At 44.6% G+C, this 20,979-nt stretch carries 20 protein-coding genes; 11 read left to right on the top strand and 9 right to left on the bottom strand.

Features of this window, described 5'->3' with window-relative positions; all coding sequences use genetic code 11:
* Window positions 1-22: 22 nt before the first annotated feature.
* The 4 genes from V7R39_RS02805 to rpsU all read right to left on the bottom strand — a co-directional run bounded on the left by V7R39_RS02805 (window position 23) and on the right by rpsU (window position 3,524).
* Window positions 23-193: a hypothetical protein gene (locus V7R39_RS02805; protein ID WP_334027916.1), complete on the bottom strand. Its 171-nt coding sequence runs from the start codon at window positions 191-193 to the stop codon at window positions 23-25.
* A gap of 207 nt (window positions 194-400) precedes the next feature.
* Window positions 401-2,179, bottom strand: coding sequence for a DNA primase (gene dnaG, locus V7R39_RS02800; RefSeq protein WP_334027914.1), 1,779 nt, complete (start codon window positions 2,177-2,179; stop codon window positions 401-403).
* A 155-nt stretch (window positions 2,180-2,334) separates the two neighbouring features.
* Complete coding sequence (locus V7R39_RS02795) at window positions 2,335-2,781, bottom strand: GatB/YqeY domain-containing protein (RefSeq protein ID WP_334027912.1); 447 nt, start codon at window positions 2,779-2,781, stop codon at window positions 2,335-2,337.
* 527 nt (window positions 2,782-3,308) lie between these two features.
* The gene (gene rpsU, locus V7R39_RS02790) at window positions 3,309-3,524 is read right to left on the bottom strand and encodes a 30S ribosomal protein S21 (RefSeq protein ID WP_012517258.1); all 216 of its coding nucleotides are present in this window, start codon (window positions 3,522-3,524) and stop codon (window positions 3,309-3,311) included.
* Between the two features lie 369 nt (window positions 3,525-3,893).
* Here rpsU and tsaD point away from each other — a divergent pair, with 369 nt between their 5' ends.
* Window positions 3,894-4,907 (top strand): tRNA (adenosine(37)-N6)-threonylcarbamoyltransferase complex transferase subunit TsaD, encoded by a 1,014-nt coding sequence (gene tsaD / locus V7R39_RS02785; RefSeq protein WP_334027910.1) that lies wholly within the window; start codon window positions 3,894-3,896, stop codon window positions 4,905-4,907.
* A gap of 178 nt (window positions 4,908-5,085) precedes the next feature.
* On the top strand, window positions 5,086-6,303 hold the full coding sequence (locus V7R39_RS02780) for an alkaline phosphatase family protein (RefSeq protein WP_334028146.1): 1,218 nt from the start codon (window positions 5,086-5,088) through the stop codon (window positions 6,301-6,303).
* A gap of 83 nt (window positions 6,304-6,386) precedes the next feature.
* Here the strand turns inward: V7R39_RS02780 and plsY are convergent, their stop codons facing one another.
* Entirely contained in the window at window positions 6,387-6,989 is a 603-nt protein-coding gene (gene plsY, locus V7R39_RS02775; protein WP_334027908.1) for a glycerol-3-phosphate 1-O-acyltransferase PlsY, read from the bottom strand.
* Between the two features lie 354 nt (window positions 6,990-7,343).
* On the opposite strand from plsY, the gene folB reads away from it, so the two are divergent.
* From folB to V7R39_RS02755, 4 genes are all read left to right on the top strand, one after another.
* Window positions 7,344-7,697: a dihydroneopterin aldolase gene (gene folB, locus V7R39_RS02770; protein ID WP_334027906.1), complete on the top strand. Its 354-nt coding sequence runs from the start codon at window positions 7,344-7,346 to the stop codon at window positions 7,695-7,697.
* Complete coding sequence (gene folK, locus V7R39_RS02765) at window positions 7,697-8,191, top strand: 2-amino-4-hydroxy-6-hydroxymethyldihydropteridine diphosphokinase (RefSeq protein WP_334027905.1); 495 nt, start codon at window positions 7,697-7,699, stop codon at window positions 8,189-8,191. Before folB ends, folK begins: the two co-directional genes overlap by 1 nt.
* 8 nt (window positions 8,192-8,199) lie before the next feature.
* The gene (locus V7R39_RS02760) at window positions 8,200-9,000 is read left to right on the top strand and encodes an undecaprenyl-diphosphate phosphatase (protein ID WP_334027903.1); all 801 of its coding nucleotides are present in this window, start codon (window positions 8,200-8,202) and stop codon (window positions 8,998-9,000) included.
* 100 nt (window positions 9,001-9,100) lie between these two features.
* Window positions 9,101-9,472, top strand: a complete 372-nt coding sequence (locus V7R39_RS02755) for a histidine triad nucleotide-binding protein (RefSeq protein WP_334027901.1) — start codon at window positions 9,101-9,103, stop codon at window positions 9,470-9,472.
* 100 nt (window positions 9,473-9,572) lie between these two features.
* Here V7R39_RS02755 and V7R39_RS02750 read toward each other — a convergent pair whose 3' ends face one another.
* Window positions 9,573-11,273 (bottom strand): dipeptidyl-peptidase 3 family protein, encoded by a 1,701-nt coding sequence (locus tag V7R39_RS02750; protein ID WP_334027899.1) that lies wholly within the window; start codon window positions 11,271-11,273, stop codon window positions 9,573-9,575.
* 380 nt (window positions 11,274-11,653) lie between these two features.
* Here V7R39_RS02750 and V7R39_RS02745 point away from each other — a divergent pair, with 380 nt between their 5' ends.
* Window positions 11,654-12,490 carry an HDOD domain-containing protein gene (locus tag V7R39_RS02745; protein ID WP_334027897.1) on the top strand — a complete coding sequence of 279 codons (837 nt, stop codon included), beginning with the start codon at window positions 11,654-11,656 and terminating at the stop codon, window positions 12,488-12,490.
* 154 nt (window positions 12,491-12,644) lie between these two features.
* Here V7R39_RS02745 and V7R39_RS02740 read toward each other — a convergent pair whose 3' ends face one another.
* The gene (locus tag V7R39_RS02740) at window positions 12,645-13,817 is read right to left on the bottom strand and encodes a benzoate/H(+) symporter BenE family transporter (protein WP_334027895.1); all 1,173 of its coding nucleotides are present in this window, start codon (window positions 13,815-13,817) and stop codon (window positions 12,645-12,647) included.
* Between the two features lie 192 nt (window positions 13,818-14,009).
* Here V7R39_RS02740 and V7R39_RS02735 point away from each other — a divergent pair, with 192 nt between their 5' ends.
* Window positions 14,010-14,609, top strand: coding sequence for a helix-turn-helix domain-containing protein (locus V7R39_RS02735; protein ID WP_334027893.1), 600 nt, complete (start codon window positions 14,010-14,012; stop codon window positions 14,607-14,609).
* A 65-nt stretch (window positions 14,610-14,674) separates the two neighbouring features.
* Here V7R39_RS02735 and rdgC read toward each other — a convergent pair whose 3' ends face one another.
* Entirely contained in the window at window positions 14,675-15,586 is a 912-nt protein-coding gene (gene rdgC, locus V7R39_RS02730) for a recombination-associated protein RdgC (protein WP_334027891.1), read from the bottom strand.
* A gap of 206 nt (window positions 15,587-15,792) precedes the next feature.
* Window positions 15,793-17,523, bottom strand: coding sequence for a HAMP domain-containing sensor histidine kinase (locus V7R39_RS02725; RefSeq protein ID WP_334027889.1), 1,731 nt, complete (start codon window positions 17,521-17,523; stop codon window positions 15,793-15,795).
* Window positions 17,524-17,742: 219 nt separating this feature from the next.
* On the opposite strand from V7R39_RS02725, the gene phoB reads away from it, so the two are divergent.
* The 3 genes from phoB to V7R39_RS02710 all read left to right on the top strand — a co-directional run bounded on the left by phoB (window position 17,743) and on the right by V7R39_RS02710 (window position 20,964).
* Window positions 17,743-18,432: a phosphate regulon transcriptional regulator PhoB gene (phoB, locus tag V7R39_RS02720; protein WP_032095733.1), complete on the top strand. Its 690-nt coding sequence runs from the start codon at window positions 17,743-17,745 to the stop codon at window positions 18,430-18,432.
* A 69-nt stretch (window positions 18,433-18,501) separates the two neighbouring features.
* On the top strand, window positions 18,502-19,803 hold the full coding sequence (phoR, locus tag V7R39_RS02715; protein ID WP_334027886.1) for a phosphate regulon sensor histidine kinase PhoR: 1,302 nt from the start codon (window positions 18,502-18,504) through the stop codon (window positions 19,801-19,803).
* Between the two features lie 69 nt (window positions 19,804-19,872).
* A complete protein-coding gene (locus V7R39_RS02710) occupies window positions 19,873-20,964 on the top strand; it encodes a PstS family phosphate ABC transporter substrate-binding protein (protein ID WP_334027884.1) in 1,092 nt (363 codons plus the stop codon).
* The last annotated feature ends 15 nt before the right edge of the window (window positions 20,965-20,979 follow it).

The raw sequence follows: 20,979 nt of genomic DNA, 5'->3' as shown, positions 1-20,979 counted from the left end.
AACCTACACTTCTCACATTCAATTAGTTTGCAATAGACAAGACACCATACGCTGGCGTATGTTTCATCTTATCTGCTGGAGTACTGATGTTCGTATCAATGCCGTTTGTGCCCAATGCGACGCTTATGAGTGCGATGCGCATCCGCCCGAGTTTGGTTTTGCCCGTGTTATCGGCTATATATTGTTTACTCACATTGCTGTTTTTTCGTTCACATAGCAGCCAGCCAGTAAATGCTCTGTATGCATTGTGATTGAACACAGCGAATTAGCCAGTATAACAGAAAAACCAGTGGTTTTACCAGAATACTGGCTGATTTTTTAAACAGCAATCATTTGCAATTGAAACCTACAGGGTGTGCTGACCGTCGCCGCACATTTTTGCAGCGAAGTTCAATACACCCTAACTATTTTGCCGTTCTTTCATTAACAGTGTTAACTCTTCTTTCTCTGCTCTACTTAGTGATTGCACCCGAGAGCGCGAGAGTAATGTCTCTATTCGGCTTTCAAGATGAGCATCAAGTAAACGCGTAAAACTATCAGTATAGACCCGTTCTGCGTCTTCATCTTTAACTAAGTGCTCTTGCAGCAATAGTTTTGCGATAGTAGAAGAATGGGGATGGTCGCGGAAGTTTTCAACAAGCTGACTGGTTTTAGCCTCTGGGTTAGCCAAACAAAATGCGTGTACATCGCGCAGCAAGTCCATGCCCGCCGTTGCGCTACCGGTAAAAATGCCAATTTGCACATCGTCACAAGCCGCGGCCAGTCTTGGTGAGTCTAAGAGAAGACGAATAAGCATACGAAGTGGTGATAACTTGGGTTTGTTTACCTGAGTTAGATTGGGAGAGTAGGCTTTTTTGCTGCCTTGGTTTGCTTTTGAGATGTCCTGCTGAAGCTTGAATCGGTCGAATTCTCCGGTGTGCTTAGCCAGCTCTTCAAGCAACATATTTTTCTGATCAGCACCTAATGTTGACTCAATAAGAGGCATTGCAGCTTTCTTAAGGGCTATTTTTCCTTCAGGTGTGCCCACATTATGACTCTTAAGTAGGTTCTCAAAAAAGAAACGCGAAAGCGGCATTGCTTCGTTAAGCATGCCTAAGAAGGTATCTTTGCCGACCTGGCGCACCATGGTGTCTGGATCTTCACCATCGGGTAGAAATAGAAACGATAATCGCACGCCGTCTTTCAATGCAGGTAGCGCGTTTTCTAGCGCTCTCCAAGCCGCTTCGCGACCTGCACGGTCACCATCGTAACAGCACACAATGTGCGATGTTGCGCGAACCAGCATTTGGATATGTTCTAAGGTTGTGGCTGTGCCTAGGGCTGCGGTGGCAATATTAATATCGAACTGGCTTAACGCCACCACGTCCATGTAGCCTTCTACGACAACAACGGTGTCTAGCTGCCTGTTTTGCTGACGGGCAGAGTAAAAGCCAAATAGCTCGTTACCCTTATGGAAAATACGGGTTTCTGGCGAGTTAAGATATTTGGGACCACCGTCTTCTAATACTCGCCCGCCAAAGCCAACCACGCGCCCACGTTTGTCCCGAATAGGAAACATAATGCGGTCGCGAAAAAAGTCGTAGGTTCGGCCCTGGTCATTTTTATTGACCAACCTCAAATCAATTAGCTGCTTTATTTGTTGTGGACTTTTTCCAAATGTATCAAGCAATGCGCTCCAGCCATCAGGCGCATATCCAATTTCCCACTGCTTGACAATATCGCCACTCAAACCTCGATTTTTAAGATAATCGATTGCCTTTTTACTATTTCCGTTTTGGCGCAGTTGGTGTTGGAAAAAGCGTGTCACCTGCTCCATCAACGTGTAGTCGTCTTGCAGCTGCTGCTTCTTTTCCTCACTCATAGCAGGGCGGCTGCCCTTTTCCCGTGGTACCTCTAGCCCGTGATATCTGGCGAGGTCTTCAATGGCTTCAACAAACTCTAGGCGGTCAAACTCCATAATAAAAGAAATGGCGTTGCCGTGGGCGCCACAACCAAAACAGTGATAAAACTGCTTATCTTGACTGACAGTAAAAGAGGGCGACTTTTCATTGTGAAAAGGACAGCAAGCCTGATAGTTCTTGCCTGCTTTTTTTAATTTTACTCGGCTATCGACTACTTCTACCACATCGGTACGTGAGAGAAGATCATCAATAAAGTCGCGGGGTATTTTTCCAGCCATGAGGGATTCGTATAAATAAAACGGAGGTTACTTTAACAGGGATAGCGAAGAATGAGAATGTATTACCGCACCCAAGTTTATTGGTTGCGGTAATTGCTAATAGTCAGCACTTTCTACTAATGATTTTCGAATCGGTGACTATTGCGTTTACATTCTTAAGCGTTTAAGCGGGCCTTAATTTTTGCACTCAGTGCGCCCATATCGGTGCGACCTTGTACCTTAGGTTTTAATGCGCCCATTACTTTCCCCATATCTTGCATACCCGATGCACCCGTTGAAACCATGGTGTCATCAATTAACGCATTGAGTTCTTCATCAGTCAGTGGCTGAGGTAAGAAGTGTTCAATGTGGGTGATTTCTTCCCGTTCCTTACTTGCAAGGTCGTCTCTGTTTGCTGCATCAAACTGAGCCGCGGCGTCTTGGCGCTGTTTTACCATTTTTGTTAGTACCGCTAATACAGCAGGGTCATCGAGCGTGATTTGCTCGTCTATTTCTTTTTGCTTAATTGCCGCAAGGGCCATTCGAATAGTGCCTAAGCGCAGCTTCTCTTTCGCGCGCATTGCATCTTTTTGGGCAGATTTTAAATCATCGATTAATGCCATGATAGTTTCCGTATCCTTTGTTAGCGAGTCGTTGTTGGATATAACGTTATGGGTAATAGGATAATCAATAGAATGATAAATGGAAGCTTTAAAAGCGAAAGGACTCAATGAGAAGTCTAAAAAGTAAGTGAACTAAATATAAGCACCAAATAAAAAGGATGAACAATAGAATTAAATGTGGTTGGTTCGATAACCAAGTTTGACTACAGCGCTATTATAAAACGGGTTGGATATCTGGAAGGGGTAATTGATGTGCGCTGTCTGCCCTGTGCTGTAGCTTATCTGTACTGCGGCCTATCTGTGATGCGGCTTAGTAACACTCTGTGTATTAGAGCTTGGCCTGCTCTTTGTATTTTGGCTTAATTTGCACTTTGGCTTAACTTGTACTTTGGCTTAACTTGTATTTTGGCTCATATTAAAGGCAAGCAAACACAAAAAAAGATCCAAATAAGGATCTTTTTGACACTTCAGAAACGCGAAAGGTGCTGCAATGGCAACACCTTTCGTACTCGTAATTAAACCCTAGTTTAGTAGAGTTTTACGCGACGTGCGTTTTCACGAGCTAGCTTCTTAAGATGACGCTTTTTAGCGGCAGCTTTCTTGCGCTTGCGTTCCCACGTAGGTTTTTCGAAGAATTCACGACGACGAACTTCAGATAGAACACCTGCTTTTTCACAAGAACGCTTAAAACGACGCAGCGCCACATCAAACGGCTCGTTTTCTCTAACTTTAACGATAGGCATTTAAACACTCACCTCAAAACTTTACTGTGTATATCCGGGTAAAATTGTGCGCTAAAAAGGCCACCCGGGTTAAAAATGGTGCGAAATTCTAATCATTTCTACAGAGAAAGTAAAGGATGAATTGCTAAAAAATAGCCAATATCGTGCATTTACTCCTTTGCTAGCATTCCATGAATGCAGGTTTACAGGTAAACTCTGCGCCTAAGAAACATAAGCTACCCAGTTTCATCCCCCATAACGCTGCCTTTTTAGAGCGTGTCTGGGTGTTGAATGTCGGGTTAGAAAGATAATCACGGGCGGATCATAAAGATGATCGCCGCAGATCGCTAGTAAAATTATTGGTTTTTGTTGTAAAAAGGTGAGCGCTGAATGCGAATTTTAGGAATTGAGACGTCGTGCGACGAAACCGGCATTGCAGTATATGATGACGAGCAGGGCTTGCTTTCTCATGAGTTATACAGCCAAGTTAAGCTGCACGCCGATTATGGTGGAGTCGTTCCCGAGTTGGCTTCTCGCGATCATGTCCGCAAAATTATTCCCCTTATCGAAAAAGCGCTGACTGACGCGAACACCACACCAAAGGATATTGACGGCGTTGCCTTCACTCAGGGGCCAGGTTTAATTGGTGCTTTACTTGTGGGGTCATCCGTTGGACGCTCACTCGCCTATGCGTGGAATGTACCGGCTGTTGGTGTGCATCACATGGAAGGCCATTTGTTAGCACCAATGTTAGAAGACAATGCGCCTTCATTTCCTTTCGTGGCGTTGCTTGTTTCTGGCGGCCACTCAATGTTGGTGAATGTAAAAGGCATTGGTCAATACGAAGTGCTTGGGGAGTCAGTAGATGACGCCGCTGGTGAAGCGTTTGATAAAACCGCGAAACTTCTTGGTTTAGATTACCCAGGTGGTCCATTGCTTGCCAAATTAGCGGAAAAGGGGGAGCCCGGCCATTATAAATTCCCACGACCTATGACTGACAAGCCAGGTCTGGATTTTAGCTTCAGTGGACTCAAAACCTTTGCCGCAAACACAATTAGAGCATCTGATGGCAGCGACCAAGTTAAAGCCAACATCGCATTTGCATTTCAAGAGGCTGTAGTGGATACGCTTATGATCAAATGTAAGCGGGCGCTGAAACAAACGGGCATGAAACGGTTAGTTATTGCCGGTGGTGTAAGCGCTAATCACATGCTGAGGCAAAAAATGACGGTGTTGATGGATGAGCTACACGGCGAAGTTTTCTACCCCAGCCTAGCTTACTGCACTGACAATGGAGCCATGATTGCCTATGCCGGAATGCAGAGATTAAAAGCAAACGAAGTCCTTGAACTAAGCTCTCAGGCTAAGCCTCGCTGGCCGCTAGACACACTTACCGCTGTTTAGGCACGGCTGTTTAGGTATGTAGGTTTAGGTATGTAGGTTTAGGTATTAGAGTTATGTGCTAGGTTTAGGCACAAGTATGACAAGGGTAGGTTTCAGCTTTGTTTTGTGTTCGCCTAATGTGTTCGCAACAAGGAATAAGAGTATGATTAAATTAATGGCCGCCGTGATATCTGCATGGATGATTCTGCTGCTATCTTACACGGCAAGTGCGAGCGAAAAAACAGCGCAGCACCCTCAGTACGTTGTGTTGATTTCACTTGATGGTTTTAGGCACGATTACGTCGAGCTACACGGCGCGTCTCATCTAGCTCGCATAGCCAAAGAGGGGGTGCGTGCATCAAGCATGAAACCGGTTTATCCGGCAAATACGTTTCCTAATCATCTGTCGTTGATAACAGGGTTATTACCTAAACATCACGGCATTGTGAATAATCGTTTTTTTGATAAAACAAGACCCACGAAAGACGGCTATGCTCACTACAGTATGGGCAAAGGCAAAACAGACAGTACCTGGATTACGGCAACGCCACTGTGGAATTTAGCCGAACTAAACGGACTTAAAGCGGCAACTTTCTTCTGGCCAGAGTCTGATGCACGAATTGGCGGCTCGCTTCCCACTTACCATTTTCCCTATTCAAAATATACGAGCTACCAACAGCGAATAGATCAGATGGTTCAGTGGTTAAGTTTGCCTGAAGTATCTCGGCCTCGCTTTGTCACTGGCTACTTTTCGCTAACCGATACGGTAGGTCATGACGAAGGGCCTTATTCGCCCTTAACCAAAGATGCGGTTGTGCAAGTGGATGCCCTCGTGGGTGAGTTGTATGACCGAATTCAAGCATTAGATATCAACGTTAATGTGGTCATTGTATCGGATCACGGTATGACCCCAGTAGATAGCAATAAGGTTATTGATGTGTCAGCACTGTCTATTCCAGATACATTCTCGGTAGAAAACGAGGGCGCACAAGTTCATATTTATGCCCCTAAAGATGCGAGTGAAGAAGCGATATTGCAAGAGGCAAACCGCTTATCTGCTGTCTCTAATGAGCGGTATAAGGGACGGTTCGTTGTGCTTAGTGATGCTCAGCGAGAAATGCGTCAATTTGAAAAGGGGAGTAGAACGGGGGACATCCTGTTAGAGGTGTCACCCCCAGCGCGTTTTATTGATGATGCAACAGGGCACATCAGCAAAGGCGGTCATGGCTACCTCAATACGCTGCCCGATATGGGCGCCACTTTTATTGCTGCAGGCCCTGCTTTTAAAAAGGGAGTGACGCTGCCTGTGTTCAGTAACTTAGAGGTTTATCCTGCCCTTGCTAAAATAATGGGTATAGCGCCGTTCACGCCCATAGATGGCAAACTTGAAGTACTTAATCAAGGGTTGGTGCGCTAGTATTGGAGCATAAGCACTGGAGCACTAATATTAAAACATTAATATCAAAACACTAGCGCTGAAACATTAATGCTGGGGGCGAGTCATTCTTTGATAGACCCTTTATCCCACACTTTACTCTCAGACCCGCTTAAAAGCCGTACAATGTTGTCCTTATGCCTAATAATAATGAGTATGGACAACATGGCCACCGGTATGGTGTAGAGCGGTTTTACCAGCCAAGTAAAAAGAGGCGCTAGGCTTACGGCAACGAGCGCGCCCAATGAAGAATAGCCGGTGATAAAGACCACAAGCACCCAGCTCACAATGAGAAGCCCTGCCAAGTCTAAACCTATTGGCAACATGGCACCAAAAGCGGTCGCCACCGCCTTTCCCCCTTTAAAACCAAAGTACAGGGGGAAAATGTGACCAAGGCACGCGGCTATTGCAATTAGCCCTAATAGCACGGGTTCAATATTTAAAAAGTAACTGCCATAAACGGGGATGGTTCCCTTTAAAACATCCATGACCAACACAAGAAGGGCAGGTACACGTCCACCGAGTCGATATACATTTGTGGCGCCTGGGTTTTTAGAGCCAGCAGTTCTTGGGTCGGGAAGAAGAAATACGCGGCTGATGAGTACCGCACTCGACATCGAACCAAAAAGATACGCAACGGCAACCATTAATATTGTTAAGGAAATCATTAGTTTACTTCTTCACTCATTAGTGTTTCATTTTCCTAATGTTTTTATTGTTAAAACGCTATTAGGTGCTTAACTGCTGGCCGCGACCCTCATCATTCAAACTAAGGGTTCACCAATGTAGCATCCGAAACGACGCAGTGTCAGTCTCACGTAACGTTTTTGTCTTCGTTAAATATGAAAACCTCAGTTGCCCCGTGTTGCCATACAGCGGTATAGTTGTGCATCATTTACTGCGGTAAGCTTTGCATCAGCATAACGCTACTTCATCCAAATACGATATACCACCTTTGGCCTTCATTTATGTAGGTCAATTCGCAGTAGTAAGACCAGTAAACACACAAGTTGAAAAAATTCATGGGTAAAATATATATAACTGGATTGACGGTGAATACGTTAATTGGGGTTTACGATTGGGAACGCACGCAGCAAACCGCGCTGCTTTTAGACGTAACCCTAACCGCCGACTTAAACGCAGCTATGCAAAGCGATGATGTAAATGACACCATTGACTATGCAAAAGTGGCAGAGTGTATTGTTGACGTCGGTCAGCGCAGTGAGTTTGAACTATTAGAAGCGTTTGGCAACGCAGTCATGACATCGATACTTGACGAGTTTGCGGTGTCCGCTATCACCGTTAAAATTGTAAAGCCAAATATTTTACCCAATGCACAAACGGTGGCAGTCGAGCTTTGTCGAGAGCGTAGTTAATGCCTCAACACACCATTTTAATTAGTGTAGGCTCTAATATTGAGCGAGAGCATTACACTCGACAGTCAATTATTGCATTAAAAAAGCACTTTCAAGACGTTTCGCTGTCTTCAGTGTACGAAAGTGAAGCGGTAGGATTTAACGGCAGTCCATTTTACAATTTAGTGGCTAAGGCAAATACCTCACTGAGTATAGAGCACGTATGCGAAACCTTGAAAAACATTGAGCGGGATAATGGGCGGGTTCACACCGACAAAAAGTTTTGTGCTCGTACATTGGATTTAGACCTTCTTACCTATGATGACACCGTGACTCGTTCACCCGTAGTGTTACCAAGAGAAGAGATTTGTCACAATGCCTTTGTATTATGGCCATTGGCAGAGCTGGCACCCAATAGTATTCACCCTGAAACGCAACAAACCTATGCCCACATGTGGGCGTCTTTCGATAAGCAGAAGCAGCGACTGTGGCCTGTTGACTTTACCTGGAGCTAAGCAAGGGAATGACACTTTTTGAAATTATAATTTTAGCTATTATCCAAGGGGTAACAGAGTTTTTACCTATTAGTAGTTCGGGGCATTTACTGTTACCGGCCGAGCTGTTTGGCTGGGTAAGCCAAGGTTTGGCCTTCGATGTCGCGGTTCATGTGGGCAGCTTATTAGCCGTAATGATTTATTTTCGCCAAGAAATTATGCAGATGACGGTTGCATGGTGTACGCAAGGGTTCAGTAAGCAGCAGTCCACTGACAGTAAGCTGGCATGGTATGTCATTATTGCGACCATTCCTGCGGTTATTGTGGGTTTTCTTATGAAGGACTGGATTGAAGACAACGCCCGCACGGCGCTGGTTATTGCCGCAACAACCATTATTTTTGGCCTGGTATTGTGGTACGCTGATGCGACTGCTAAGCGAAAGCACGAGCTTGATACACTTAACATGAAACAAGCGATATTCATTGGCTTGGCACAAGTGTTGGCGTTAATACCCGGTACGTCCCGTTCGGGAATAACCATGACCGCAGGACTGATGCTTGGCTTAAAGCGTGAAGCATGCGCCCGTTTTTCTTTCCTATTGTCTATACCAGTAATACTGGGTGCAGGCTTATTGGCAACCTACGATTTGATTGAAGCCAACGAGGCGGTGGACTGGCAAGCATTAATGTACGGCGCTATGTTCTCTTTTGTGAGTGCCTATCTTTGCATTTACCTATTCTTAAGCTGGATTGCGCGCATAGGTATGCTTCCTTTCGTGATATACCGTCTCGCGCTTGGTGCAATACTTTTATGGTTTGTCTTTGCTTAACCTGTGGTTGAAAAGCTAAGCGAGAAAAAAAGCAGTGCGTCAGAACGGCATAACGCTAAAAGGCGCGTCAGAGTTAAGAGTGAATAAAAGGAGCAACAGGATGTCGGACACTATTTTTACCAAAATTATTAATAAAGAAATCCCCGCGGACATTCTTTACGAAGATGACATGGCGTTGGCGTTTAAGGATATTAATCCCCAAGCTCCAGTACATTTTCTTGTTATTCCCAAAAAGGCCATTGCCACAATCAACGATATTACTGCTGACGACAGGGAAATGGTTGGTCATTTATCGGTGGTGGCGGCAAAGGTCGCTAGCGATTTAGGTGTTGCCGAGCAAGGCTTTAGAACCGTCATGAACTGCAATGAGTTTGGTGGCCAAACGGTTTACCATATTCACCTGCATGTACTGGCTGGAAAACCGTTAGGATGGCCTCCGTACACAGAAGATATGAAACAGCACGTTGAATAGCGAGCTCCCTACAAAACAATGAGATAATGAAAAACGCCGCGTTATTGAGCATAACGCGGCGTTTTTTTCATATAAAGTATAAGTAAAAATGAAAGTATGATTACTCGGATAACCCCAGTACTTTTTTGCCCTGGTTAAAGTGTATATCCACTGGAATATTGGCATCGCTTAAACGAGCTAAGTCAGAGCTAAGCTGCGGCTTAATTACGCCCATTGTTTCGACAAGTTCGGCAACGCCATCATAGTCACCATCACCTTGGAGGGTAAGAATTAACTCTGATAACGCTTCAACGGCTGCGCCCATTTTTTGCATGTTGACACGATACAGTCCGTCTTCAGTCTTTTCAAAGGCACCTTGCTGTGCAAAAAAGTTAAACCTAATCATATTTGCTTTACCGTGGGCTGAGCTTGCACCAAAGCGAACCGAGCGGAATATGCCTGCCATAAAGGTGACGTAATAATCCTCTAGTGAGCCCTCTGTAATCTCACCTTTCTCAAGCAGACTTTGCACCATGTAGAGACCTAAAATATCGGCTTTGCCTTCTTCTAATGCGGAGGCGTGCTCCTTTAACGCTTGGCGAACGGTGCTTGAACCATCAAGAGTATTCTTTATGCCTAAGCCGTGAGCCACTTCATGGAACATGGTGTTGGCAAAAAAGGCGTCGAAAGTAATATGCTGACGCTGCTCAGGAACAATAAGAGTCTCTGCTATAGGCACAAGGATATTGTCGAATTTTGCCTGCATAGCATTTTTAAGTTGTAGTCGACGAGTCCCTTTTTCTAGCTGTACACGTTCATCATTGGGCAAGTTAATGGCGATGGTTTTACTGCCCGCATTAGAGTGACCTGCATAATAAATTACATCATAAGCATTAAGGTCTGCGTCAGACCCAGGCACTTCTGCTTTGTAAGCTTTTGCTACTGGCAGTCCTTGCTGTAACTCGGGTAAAAACGCAGCATATTTAGCCAGTTTCTTGCTCCATGCTAAATCTTTCACTAGTACGTATGCTTCAAACGCGGCGCGATAGCCAAATAACTGATCCTCATAGGATTCAATGGGGCCAATCACTAACTCAATAGGGTTGGTTTTCATATCCATCCACGCCATATCAGAGGCAAGGTAGTCATCGGTTAACAGTGCATCTGCTCGCAGTGTTAAGTACGCCTTAAAACTTTCATCTTCAGCAAGCTCTGCCGCTTCAAGAAGAAGATCAGAGGCTTCCATCAAATCACTTTTAAACGCTTCTGAATAAGGCTCGGAATATAAATTTCCCGCCTCATCGCGCTTAACCATAGAGTATAGCCCCTGCTTGTCAGCAAACTCTGCGGTAGCAAATTCAGCCTTTTCCATGTCATGGGGATAAAACTGTGCGCCAGCGTATTTCGCATCGAAGCCACTCATAAAGGGTGTATCGCCATTTAAACGATCCCAAGGACCGTAGTTAATTGAAGCGAAATGACGTAACTCTTCACTTTCAATCCCGCTTAAAAAAGACGCTTTGCTGCCAAAAAATGCCTGTTTCCAAAATAGCTCATCCATTATTTTTGATGCATCAATGAGAAGCGAAAGCATTTTGTGCTGATTATCGCTCAGATGGTCTAAATTAGCGGTAAGGTCGACGGGGTGATAAATGGTCAGTCTTGACTCATCCACCAGCAGGGTCTGCTTTGTGTCCGCCGTGTCTTCAAGCGCAGTGTTTGCAGAATTAGTGTCTGTGGGTTGGCTGCATGCGCCTAACAAAAATACACCGGCAAGGGCAGCTGCTACAGGAGATAGACCTGTTCTTATTATTTTTTTCATTGGTTGTTTTACCGTCTGTCGTTAGTTTTATTGATTGTACTAATTTGATTTTACATCAGAGGCAAATAGCTTCTACTATTTACTTTGTTGTTTGAAATCAAAAGTATTTTATTGTCTATTATCTATACTGTTATGGATGGCTTGTTCGCCTGTATATTTAGTTGGTCGAAATCGAAACACTGCGATAGTATGGTTAACGTTATACTATTATAAAATGCCTGTCCCGCTGAAAATACGAAGGGATGTTGTAATAAAAATGAAAGTCGAACGCACAACTATCGATTATGCCGCTAGCGAATCGCGCTTTACTGCATAAACGATATTAATATTTTAGTAAGTGATTGGCTTGAACAAGCCATAAAAAGTCTAAGGGTAGAACTATGTCTACACAGAACGCGCTCTCAACTATTCTTGTTGAAAAAATAAATAATGACACGCTTGTACTGCCTACGCTTCCAGCAATTGCGTTAAAAGTAAGAAAAGCGGCAGATAACCCTGATATAAACCTTAATGCAATGGCTGATGTTATTGGCCAAGACCCATCACTAGGCGCCCGCATGATTAAGATTGCGAATAGTGCGTACATGGGGCGTAGCGTAAAAGTAACGTCGATTGGTCAAGCCGTTACGCGAATTGGTCTTCGCCAAATTAAAAATATTTCTACTGCGTTGGCCATGGAACAGCTGTTTGTGTCAAAAAATGACATCGTCACGCGCTATTTGCAAAAAGAATGGGCGAGTACCGTTGGTATCGTTGCAAACTCAATGGCGGTGTTACAGCTTTATATAGCGAGAACGAAAAAACGTGAGTTGAGTCTGGATACCATGACGCTGGCCGCATTAGTTCACAATATTGGTGTGCTTCCTGTATTAACTGAAGCCGAGCGTCACCCAGAAATCTTTGCCAACCCCTCATTCCTCGATGTGGCAATAGATAAGCTATCTGGTCGAGTGGGTGCGAGCATTATGAAAGAATGGGAATTTGACGAAACCTTTGTTAACGTTTCACAGCACTGTAAAGACCTGAGCTTTATTCCTGAAAACGTAGACTATATTGATTTTGTTCGCGTGGGCGCAGCCCTATCAGGCGCGATGGATAGTCAAAAAGATGCCGTACTCAATTTAGCCATGCAGCGGAACGTGGTTGATGACATTAGCGTGTTGCACAGCGATGAGTTTACAGAGCTGTCAAATTCAGCGAAACAAATATTCATGTAAAGCGTATGGCTTTAAGGCCTTTGCACCTTATTTAAAAGGTATTGAATTGAAAGAAAGCCAGCACACATATTTGTGGTAGACATTGTCTATCCGAAAATACGCGCTGGCTTTTTATTGAGCGAAGCTATATTGAAGGTCAATGAAAAAGAACAAACTAAGAAGGCTTACTTTCCCTTTTTTGCACAAAAAGTAATCCGAGTCCAAGTCCAAGCCCCCACACCGCAGAGGGTAACGAAAGCAAGCTGAATCCAGATGCCGTGCACAGCAGTGTTAACAGTGCCGGTGCGCGATGAGACTGCGTTTCCATACTTTTGGAAAATGCCCCCTGAAGTGTTGCTAGCAAAGCCAGTCCTGCTAATAGATGAATGATAACGTTAGGCATGCTGACAAACAGTGCCACGATAGCCGACGCACAAAGGCCAACTATTACATAAGCAATACCAGCAGCTATTGCAGCTTTGTAACGTTGCTGCTTATCGTTGTCTACCTCATTTCCCATACAAATTGCAGCAGTAATCGCGGCAAGATTAAACGTGAAGCCGCCAAAAGGGGCGAGTATTCCTTGCACAATAGCGATGCCTGAAAGTATGGGTTTATGGTCTGGAGAGTACCCGTGGATGTGGTGAATGGCGATGCCCGGTAAGTTCTGCGATAGCGTTGTAATGATAAATAGCGGTACGCCTAAACCGATGGCGGCTGACCATGACAATGTGGGTGTGACCCACACAGGCCAAGGGGCATCGAAAACAAAACTGATGTCTGCGTTGCTGGCCTGGCCGTTCATGAAAACGGTCACTATGAGAGACAGAATTAATAGCACCAACATTAAATATTGAGGAAAAAGTCGACTGCCGGCTATATAAACCACTAAAAATGACGCAACGATATAGGGATACTCATTCACATCACTAAAAATAGCGAGGCACAGGGGCAGTAAAATACCGGCAAGAAGCGCACTAGAAATGGCGGGTGGAATACGGCCAATTTGTTTAAGTAGAAGTCTGCTTTGCGCTGTTATCAGCGATAGAAAAGCACACACTATAAAAGCGCCGATAGCGTCGCTATAAGAGTATTGCTCTACTGTGGTAAGTAAAAAGGCGGCTCCTGGTGTCGACCATGCCGTTACCACGGGGACTTTAGTGAACCATGAAAAGGCAATACAAGTCACCCCCATGCCAAGCCCTAAGGCTAGTAGCCAACTTACCACCATAGCGTCTGATGCGCCGGCACGCTTCGCGACGTCTATAACAATGACAACAGCACTGCTATAGCCAACAATGACAGCGGTGACCCCCGCGCTGATATGCCGTAAAGAAAATCCACTCATTGTTTATGCCTTCGTTTGAACGTGTTTACTGCGCTAATGTTGAAAAGTGATCGCCGCTATTACAATGTTGTGCGTTATAACGCACAACTTTCACATGGTAAGAGTAGCACTTGTGCGCTATAGCGCACAAGTGCAAAAAGTAACGTATACTGAGCCGAAAGGTTTTAATGATTTCTTGGCAATAAGGTAGGTATGTTGAAAGATAGCGGAAGTAAAATTACCCATAATGTGGCGCAAAATTTACGACGGGTAAGGGGCGAAAGAGAGCTATCACTCGATAGTGCGTCTCAGTTAACCGGCGTATCAAAAGCCATGTTAGGCCAGATAGAAAGAGGGGAGTCGAGTCCAACCATTGCTACGCTGTGGAAAATAGCCACTGGACTACAGTGCTCTTTTTCTTCGTTCTTAGGGAATACTGCAACAACACAAACAAGCAGCCAAGAAAGCAGTCAGCAAACCAGTAATGAAAACAGCGCACTGCAACCGCAGGTTGAGTTGATTGCCGACCCTAATATGCAGGTTGTAACCTTATTCCCCTTTGATCCGCTCACGTCATTTGAGGTGTTTGAATTGGTTTTAACTCAACACCATGAGCAACACTCCACAGCCCACCAAGCAGGTGTAACTGAGCGTATTCATGTTATGTCTGGCGTGCTAAGTGTGATGCAAAAAGGCCAGTGGGAAACGCTAAAAGCAGGGGAGCAATGCGTATTAGCGGCAGATCAGCCGCATGCTTACAGAGATGATGCGGGTGAGACTCGATTTATCGCAATAATACACTACCCTCAATAATACATTACCCCCAATAGCTGTCTTTGGGGGTAATCAACACGCTTTAGAGTGTGTGTTAATGAAAACTACAGGTCGTTGTCATTCAGTTTCAATGTATCTCGAAGAAAGTTTAACAGCGTGGTTATTTCCGCTGACATCAGGGCAAACTCTGCATCTAAACGAGCTTCAACCTGATCTTTAGGAACGTCGTCAGTTTCTTCTTTAATGCGATCGGTAAATTTAATGCGTTTCACCGCACCATCTTCACACATTATCGCCGATAGACTTTCAGCATATTCAAACGCCACTTTTTGAACAAGTTTACCTGCAGATAAATGCAGGCTAATTTCGTCGCTATCAAGAGGCTGATTTTTACAGCGAATGACACTGCCAGTGTCGTCAGCAGATTTTAATTCTGCTTCTTCAAGCAAATCGATGTTATCTGGCGTCGCGTCTGTTACCCAATGCGTTAACTCGCTTTGCAGGCTATGACGGGTAAATGGCACTACAGGCAGTGAACCAATCGCCTTTCTTACCATAGCGAGAAACGCCTCGGCTTTGCCATCTGATGAGGCATCCACTACCACTAAGTTGTCCGGTAGCGAAATAAATCCATGGGTATAGCTATTTTTTGTGAATGCTTGTGGTAGCAGGCGCGTTTGAATTTCTTGCTTTAAATCTGTTTTGGCTTTTTTGCCAACCGCAGCGCCAGTTTCCATTTCTATCTTGGCAACCATTTCTTCAAGTTCAGCATTAACAACCGCTGCAGGTAAAATCTTTTCCTGCTTTTTCAACGTTATCCAATAGCGCTGCTGAACACAGTGAAACATGGTGCCCGACTTGCCAGCTTGAGAAAAAGGTGAAGCAAATCCCATAGTCGCCATATCTTGGCTGCCGCAAGGCCTAAAAGCATGCTCGTTAAGCTTGCGTTCTAAATCGTCATCATCGAGCGACAGTGGCTGTGTTAATTGAAATGCTTTTATATTTTTAAACCACATAGAAGGGAAGATCTCATTCAAAAATTAGGGCGCAAGCGTATCAACCTACGCGTCACCGCGCAATTGGAAATGCATGGTTAGAAGTGCTTGGGCAGCCTTGCACGTTTTCAATTGAGCAAGGCTTGCAATGAAAAGCGGTAGAAAAAGCTTGTGCGCCTTAGTGCGTGTTGTTAGCCCAACATTTGTAGAGCAACGTTCAACACGTCTTAATGTTGGCTTATTGGAAACGTTATGGTGTAACGAAGGCCTTTACCTAGCTCACTTTGGGCATCAATTTTACCATTCAACGATTGAGTGACTAAGTTATACACAATATGCGTACCTAGGCCACTGCCACCTGAGCCTCGTTTAGTGGTAAAAAAGGCATCAAATAACTGAGAGAGTTCGTCTTTCGCTAGGCCTTTACCATCGTCTTCAAAATGCATGACTACTTGGTCATCAACTGCTTCAACATTTAAATTGATGTTTCCAACTGCTTTATCTTCAAATGCATGGTTAAGAGAGTTTATAGTAAGGTTGCTTACAATTTGCGCTATGGCGCCCGGTGCGCAGGTGACTATTAGTTCTGGCGGGCAATTTACCGTAATATTGTGTTTAGTTTGTTTGTAACCTGACTGTAGGGATTGAAGCACTTCGGCAATATATTCGCCTAGGTCAAAGTCGCGCTCATTCTCGCTGGTTTGGTCTACGGCGACTTGTTTAAAGCTGGCAATCAAATCTGACGCTCTGCCGAGGTTGTTAAGGAGCAATTTAGCAGTCTGGTCGGCCTCATCAATAAAACTTGCCATGCTTTTACTGGTTAAGCTGGTGTCTTCAAAGTCTTGCTTAAGGTTAATAAGTCGCTCTTGTAGAAAGCTTGCAGCAGTAACACTGACCCCAAGAGGTGTGTTGATATCGTGGGTAATGCCGGCAACAAGCCCGCCTAGCGACGCCATTCTTTCTGACTCAACCAATTGCTTCTGCGCTTGATTCAAGGTTTGCATAGAGCCGGCCAGCTCATCGTTTTTCTTGCGCAATTCGCTTTCAATATACTGCCGATTCTTGTTTTCTTGACGTAACTCTCGCTGGTGGGAGATAAGCTCATCTTTTTGTTGCTCAAGGTCGAGCATGATTTGCGACAATGATGCAGTCTTTTTCGCCACCTCTTGTTCGAGTACCAAGTTTTGGTCGTCTAGTTTTGTGTTTGCGGCGGTAAGCTCATCTTGAGCGCTTTTTAGCTTGTGATTTGAGGCAATTAAGTCATCAATGACACTATTGTATGAGTCTCTTAATTGCAGTAGTTCGTTGTCGTCTTTTACTTCAAGAGTTAGTTTACTCTCTTCTGGGCGTTCGGGGTCGAACCTGCCCATTTGTTCAGTAATATTCTGCAGAGGCTCCGATAGCATAGTGCGAAAGGCCGTCATAAATAGAAAAACAAGAAAGGTGGTTTTCACAATCGCGTTGCCTATAAGGAAAAATACCCCTACCTCAATTCGACTGAAAATAGTGTCGAAACTAGAATATAAGGTGACATCGCCAACGGTAGACTCTCGGCCTGCGAACTTAAACACCAGAGGAAAGCTGTAACTAAATACGCCACCGGAATGGTCTTCAATCACCTCACGCTCTACTGGATTAGGTGAACGACTTTTACGAATGCCTTGCTCGGTAATAAAGTTGCCGTTTTCGCCACGTACTTGCAAACCCTCTACAATGGGGATAGACATAAGGCCTTCGGCAATTGCTCTTACCTGGTCATCGTTAATTTCCCACATGGCGCGGGTTAAGCTAGAAGAAAATGTATTTTTAAGGGTTTGAAGCTCTTCTTCAACGTGGTTTTTTGTACTGAGATATTCGGTGAATATTTGACCCACTGTCACAATAAGTGTAAGCGCAAAATATACTGAAAGTACTCTTGTTAAAAGCTTCCTTGATAACCCTGTTTTAACCGCAGCCATCGATAAACTTGCCCCTGTCTAAAATCGAGTAGTGTAGCTCTTTGCGCTTTTGCCTCGTAAGAATATGCAAATTTCTATTAATTAACAAGATTATGTGTTCAAACTATGTACTGAGTAGAATATATGCAAAACTTGACACATAATTGTAATGACTTTAATAAAAATGTCACAGACCACATTAATAATAGCGAAAAATTAGAAATGACTAGGAAAACAAACATGTCTCGCACAATATTGGTGGTTGAAGATGAAGCCCCCATTCGTGAAATGCTAAAATTCGTTTTGGAACAATCGAGTTTCACTGTAATTGAAGCAGAAGATTTTGATATTGCCAAAGAGAAAGTGTGTGAGCCATATCCTGATCTTATTCTGCTTGACTGGATGTTACCTGGTGGTAGTGGTGTACAGCTGGCCAAAAGCCTAAAGCAGCATGAGTTCACAAGAGATATTCCAGTGATTATGCTTACCGCAAGAGGCGAAGAAGAAGATAAAATTCGCGGTTTAGATGCAGGTGCAGACGACTATATTACCAAGCCATTTTCCCCTAAAGAATTAGTCGCCCGAATAAAAGCTGTCATGCGCCGCGTAACGCCAACGTCAAACGAAGAGCCTATCGAATTCAATGGCCTTAAGCTTGAGCCGGTTTCTCACCGCGTTACGGCAAATGATGAGCCATTGGATATGGGCCCGACAGAGTTTAAGCTACTGCACTTTTTTATGACGCACCCAGAGCGCGTGTACAGTCGAGAGTTACTGCTCGACAATGTGTGGGGTACTAATGTGTATGTTGAAGATAGAACGGTAGATGTGCATATTCGACGATTGCGCAAAGCTATCTCGAGTCATGGTCATGATGCTATGATTCAAACCGTTCGTGGAGCCGGATACCGCTTTTCAGGTAAGTCTTAACGCCCCACACTAGGGACACATTGTGCTATTGGCCATGTGTCCGTAAATTTCTGTAACACGAGTTCCACTATGTACTACCCCTTCTCATGGTTCAGAAGTACAGTCCGTTTATTATTATTCTTGATGGCGTTTGCCATTGGAGGATGGTTAATTAACGATATGGTATTTGCTGTGGCCTTTGGCGCTGTCATTTTACTGCTATTTAATTATTGGCATTTGTACAAATTAAATCGCTGGTTGTGGCATAGCCGAAAGATGTCCCCCCCCACAGTACGTGGCGTTTGGGAGCACATTTATGAAGGGATTTACTATTTACAGCGCAGAAACCGCAATAAGCGAAAAGAGCTTGGTGAGCTGGTAAAGCGCTTTAGGGAAGGTTCAGAGGCATTGCCTGATGCTGCCGTGGTAGTTGATTCTAAGGCCTGTATTTTATGGTGTAACCGATTAGCAAGACTTGAGCTTGGGTTGAAGTGGCCAAAAGACGCCGGGCGTCGGCTCGACAATTTAATTAGACACCCAGAGTTCATTCAATACTTTCATGCGGGAAATTATAAGTACCCCATTGAAGTACCCTCGCCGACAAACGCTAATAAAACCTTCGAATATCGAATTATGCCCTATGGTGAGGAGCATTTGCTGCTCATTGCCCGAGATATTACCCGCGTATCCCAATTAGAGGCCATGCGCAAAGATTTTGTCGCCAACGTGTCTCACGAACTCCGCACGCCGTTAACGGTAATTAACGGATACTTAGAGATAATGCCGGAAAGTGACGATGCTAATCCCTTCATGAAAAAAGCCATGCATGAAATGGAAACCCAAACTCATCGAATGCAAAATCTGATTGAAGACCTGCTAGTGCTGTCCAGAATAGAAGCCAGTTCAGAAAGGGTATACGAAAACGTCGTTAATATTGGTTCTATGCTTGCGCTAATAGAGCGGGAAGCCCAGGCTCTCAACAAAGAAAAGCAACATACAATCAAATTTCATATAGAAGATGACTTGTTTGTATATGGCGTGGAAACAGAATTACGCAGCGCTTGTTCTAATTTAGTATTTAATGCCGTGCACTACACGCCTCCAGGTGGTGAAATCAATGTTTATTGGAGTCGTCAACCTGCCGGTGCCCAGTTTTCTGTAATTGATAATGGTGACGGCATTGAGCCAACGCATTTAAATCGACTTACCGAGCGTTTTTATCGGGTTGATAAAGCACGCTCTAGAAAAACCGGTGGCTCGGGATTAGGGCTTTCTATTGTGAAACACGTGCTTAGCCATCATAATTCGTTTCTCGATATAAGCAGTGAGATTGGTAAAGGCAGTCACTTTTCATTTGTGTTAGACAATGAGCTTATCGCCGAGCAATCGTGATTTCAGGTAATGAGTTCTGGTTTATAAATAAAAGCGTGTGAATGCAGGTGGGTGAATGAAGGCGTTTGAATGAAAAGAGTGAGTTTGGTCAACAGGGTTTCTTCGTTATGTATGGTGACTGTATTAGCTGCGTTAATGATTGCGAGCGCCGCGCAGGCCAGCATCATACATGCCAGTAGTGCGCAAAAGTCATTGACCAACGCAGCAAGTAATGGGAATGAAACGCCAACTGTTTCGACTAAGCCGACGATACCCAGCTACGAGAGAGTGCCAGGCGTTGCCGGTAAACTCTCCTCAGTAGGGTCTGACACACTTGCCAACCTAATGACGTTTTGGTCGCAAGAATTTAAAACTTTATATCCACAGGTGGGGTTTCAAATTCAAGCATCGGGCTCATCAACTGCACCGCCCGCGCTTATTGAGGGGACGGCGACGATCGGGCCAATGAGTAGGGCGCTAAAGCCCAGTGAGATTCGCGACTTTATCAATGTGCATGGTTATCCACCGACGGTATTAAAAGTAGCCATGGATGCGATTGCTATTTTCGTGGATAGAAGAAACCCGCTTCAAGGTATGACGTTAGAGAACGTTGATGCCATTTTTTCTCAAACGCTATATTGTGGTGCAGAAAAGCAAATTAACCGCTGGTCCCAATTGGGCGTGGATCAAAGTGGATATCGGTCCCCAATTCGACTTTATGGGCGCAACTCGGTATCGGGTACGTATGGGCTGTTTAAAGTGACGGCTTTGTGCGATGGCGATTTTAAAAACATCGTGAATGAACAACCGGGGTCGGCATCGGTAGTATTATCAGTAGCGAGCGGAACCGGCGCTATTGGCTACGCAGCATATGGTTATAAGACTGCCGGGGTAAGGGCGCTCGCGTTGGGTGAAACTTTGGATAGCTTGATTCCTCTTTCTATCGATACAGTGCGAGATGAGACGTATCCCTTTGCGCGTTTTCTCTATTTGGTGGTGAATAAAAAGCCGGGAGAGCCGTTGCCAACGCTTGAACGAGAGTTTATTCGCTATATTTTATCGCAGCAGGGACAAAACCAAGTCATTCGAGATGGGTACTTTCCCATTCGTGAAGATGTATTGTTACGGCAGCGTCGTCTATTAGACGATGAGAAGCAAAGCATTGGAGTAGCGAGTGAATAGTACGTGGAAGCGCTG

Source organism: Alteromonas sp. P256, from assembly GCF_036864455.1.
Lineage (GTDB): Bacteria > Pseudomonadota > Gammaproteobacteria > Enterobacterales > Alteromonadaceae > Alteromonas.
The sequence above is the reverse complement of the archived record's forward strand: the minus strand, read 5'-3'. Positions and strand labels throughout refer to the sequence as shown.

What these genes read in the sequence shown, in the direction of transcription:
- dnaG (WP_334027914.1), bottom strand. Translation starts at nt 2,179, where the DNA reads ATGGCTGGAAAAATACCCCGCGACTTTATTGATGATCTTCTCTCACGT.
- V7R39_RS02795 (WP_334027912.1), bottom strand. Translation starts at nt 2,781, where the DNA reads ATGGCATTAATCGATGATTTAAAATCTGCCCAAAAAGATGCAATGCGC.
- rpsU (WP_012517258.1), bottom strand. Translation starts at nt 3,524, where the DNA reads ATGCCTATCGTTAAAGTTAGAGAAAACGAGCCGTTTGATGTGGCGCTG.
- tsaD (WP_334027910.1), top strand. Translation starts at nt 3,894, where the DNA reads ATGCGAATTTTAGGAATTGAGACGTCGTGCGACGAAACCGGCATTGCA.
- V7R39_RS02780 (WP_334028146.1), top strand. Translation starts at nt 5,086, where the DNA reads ATGATTCTGCTGCTATCTTACACGGCAAGTGCGAGCGAAAAAACAGCG.
- plsY (WP_334027908.1), bottom strand. Translation starts at nt 6,989, where the DNA reads ATGATTTCCTTAACAATATTAATGGTTGCCGTTGCGTATCTTTTTGGT.
- folB (WP_334027906.1), top strand. Translation starts at nt 7,344, where the DNA reads ATGGGTAAAATATATATAACTGGATTGACGGTGAATACGTTAATTGGG.
- folK (WP_334027905.1), top strand. Translation starts at nt 7,697, where the DNA reads ATGCCTCAACACACCATTTTAATTAGTGTAGGCTCTAATATTGAGCGA.
- V7R39_RS02760 (WP_334027903.1), top strand. Translation starts at nt 8,200, where the DNA reads ATGACACTTTTTGAAATTATAATTTTAGCTATTATCCAAGGGGTAACA.
- V7R39_RS02755 (WP_334027901.1), top strand. Translation starts at nt 9,101, where the DNA reads ATGTCGGACACTATTTTTACCAAAATTATTAATAAAGAAATCCCCGCG.
- V7R39_RS02750 (WP_334027899.1), bottom strand. Translation starts at nt 11,273, where the DNA reads ATGAAAAAAATAATAAGAACAGGTCTATCTCCTGTAGCAGCTGCCCTT.
- V7R39_RS02745 (WP_334027897.1), top strand. Translation starts at nt 11,654, where the DNA reads ATGTCTACACAGAACGCGCTCTCAACTATTCTTGTTGAAAAAATAAAT.
- V7R39_RS02740 (WP_334027895.1), bottom strand. Translation starts at nt 13,817, where the DNA reads ATGAGTGGATTTTCTTTACGGCATATCAGCGCGGGGGTCACCGCTGTC.
- V7R39_RS02735 (WP_334027893.1), top strand. Translation starts at nt 14,010, where the DNA reads ATGTTGAAAGATAGCGGAAGTAAAATTACCCATAATGTGGCGCAAAAT.
- rdgC (WP_334027891.1), bottom strand. Translation starts at nt 15,586, where the DNA reads ATGTGGTTTAAAAATATAAAAGCATTTCAATTAACACAGCCACTGTCG.
- V7R39_RS02725 (WP_334027889.1), bottom strand. Translation starts at nt 17,523, where the DNA reads ATGGCTGCGGTTAAAACAGGGTTATCAAGGAAGCTTTTAACAAGAGTA.
- phoB (WP_032095733.1), top strand. Translation starts at nt 17,743, where the DNA reads ATGTCTCGCACAATATTGGTGGTTGAAGATGAAGCCCCCATTCGTGAA.
- phoR (WP_334027886.1), top strand. Translation starts at nt 18,502, where the DNA reads ATGTACTACCCCTTCTCATGGTTCAGAAGTACAGTCCGTTTATTATTA.
- V7R39_RS02710 (WP_334027884.1), top strand. Translation starts at nt 19,873, where the DNA reads ATGAAAAGAGTGAGTTTGGTCAACAGGGTTTCTTCGTTATGTATGGTG.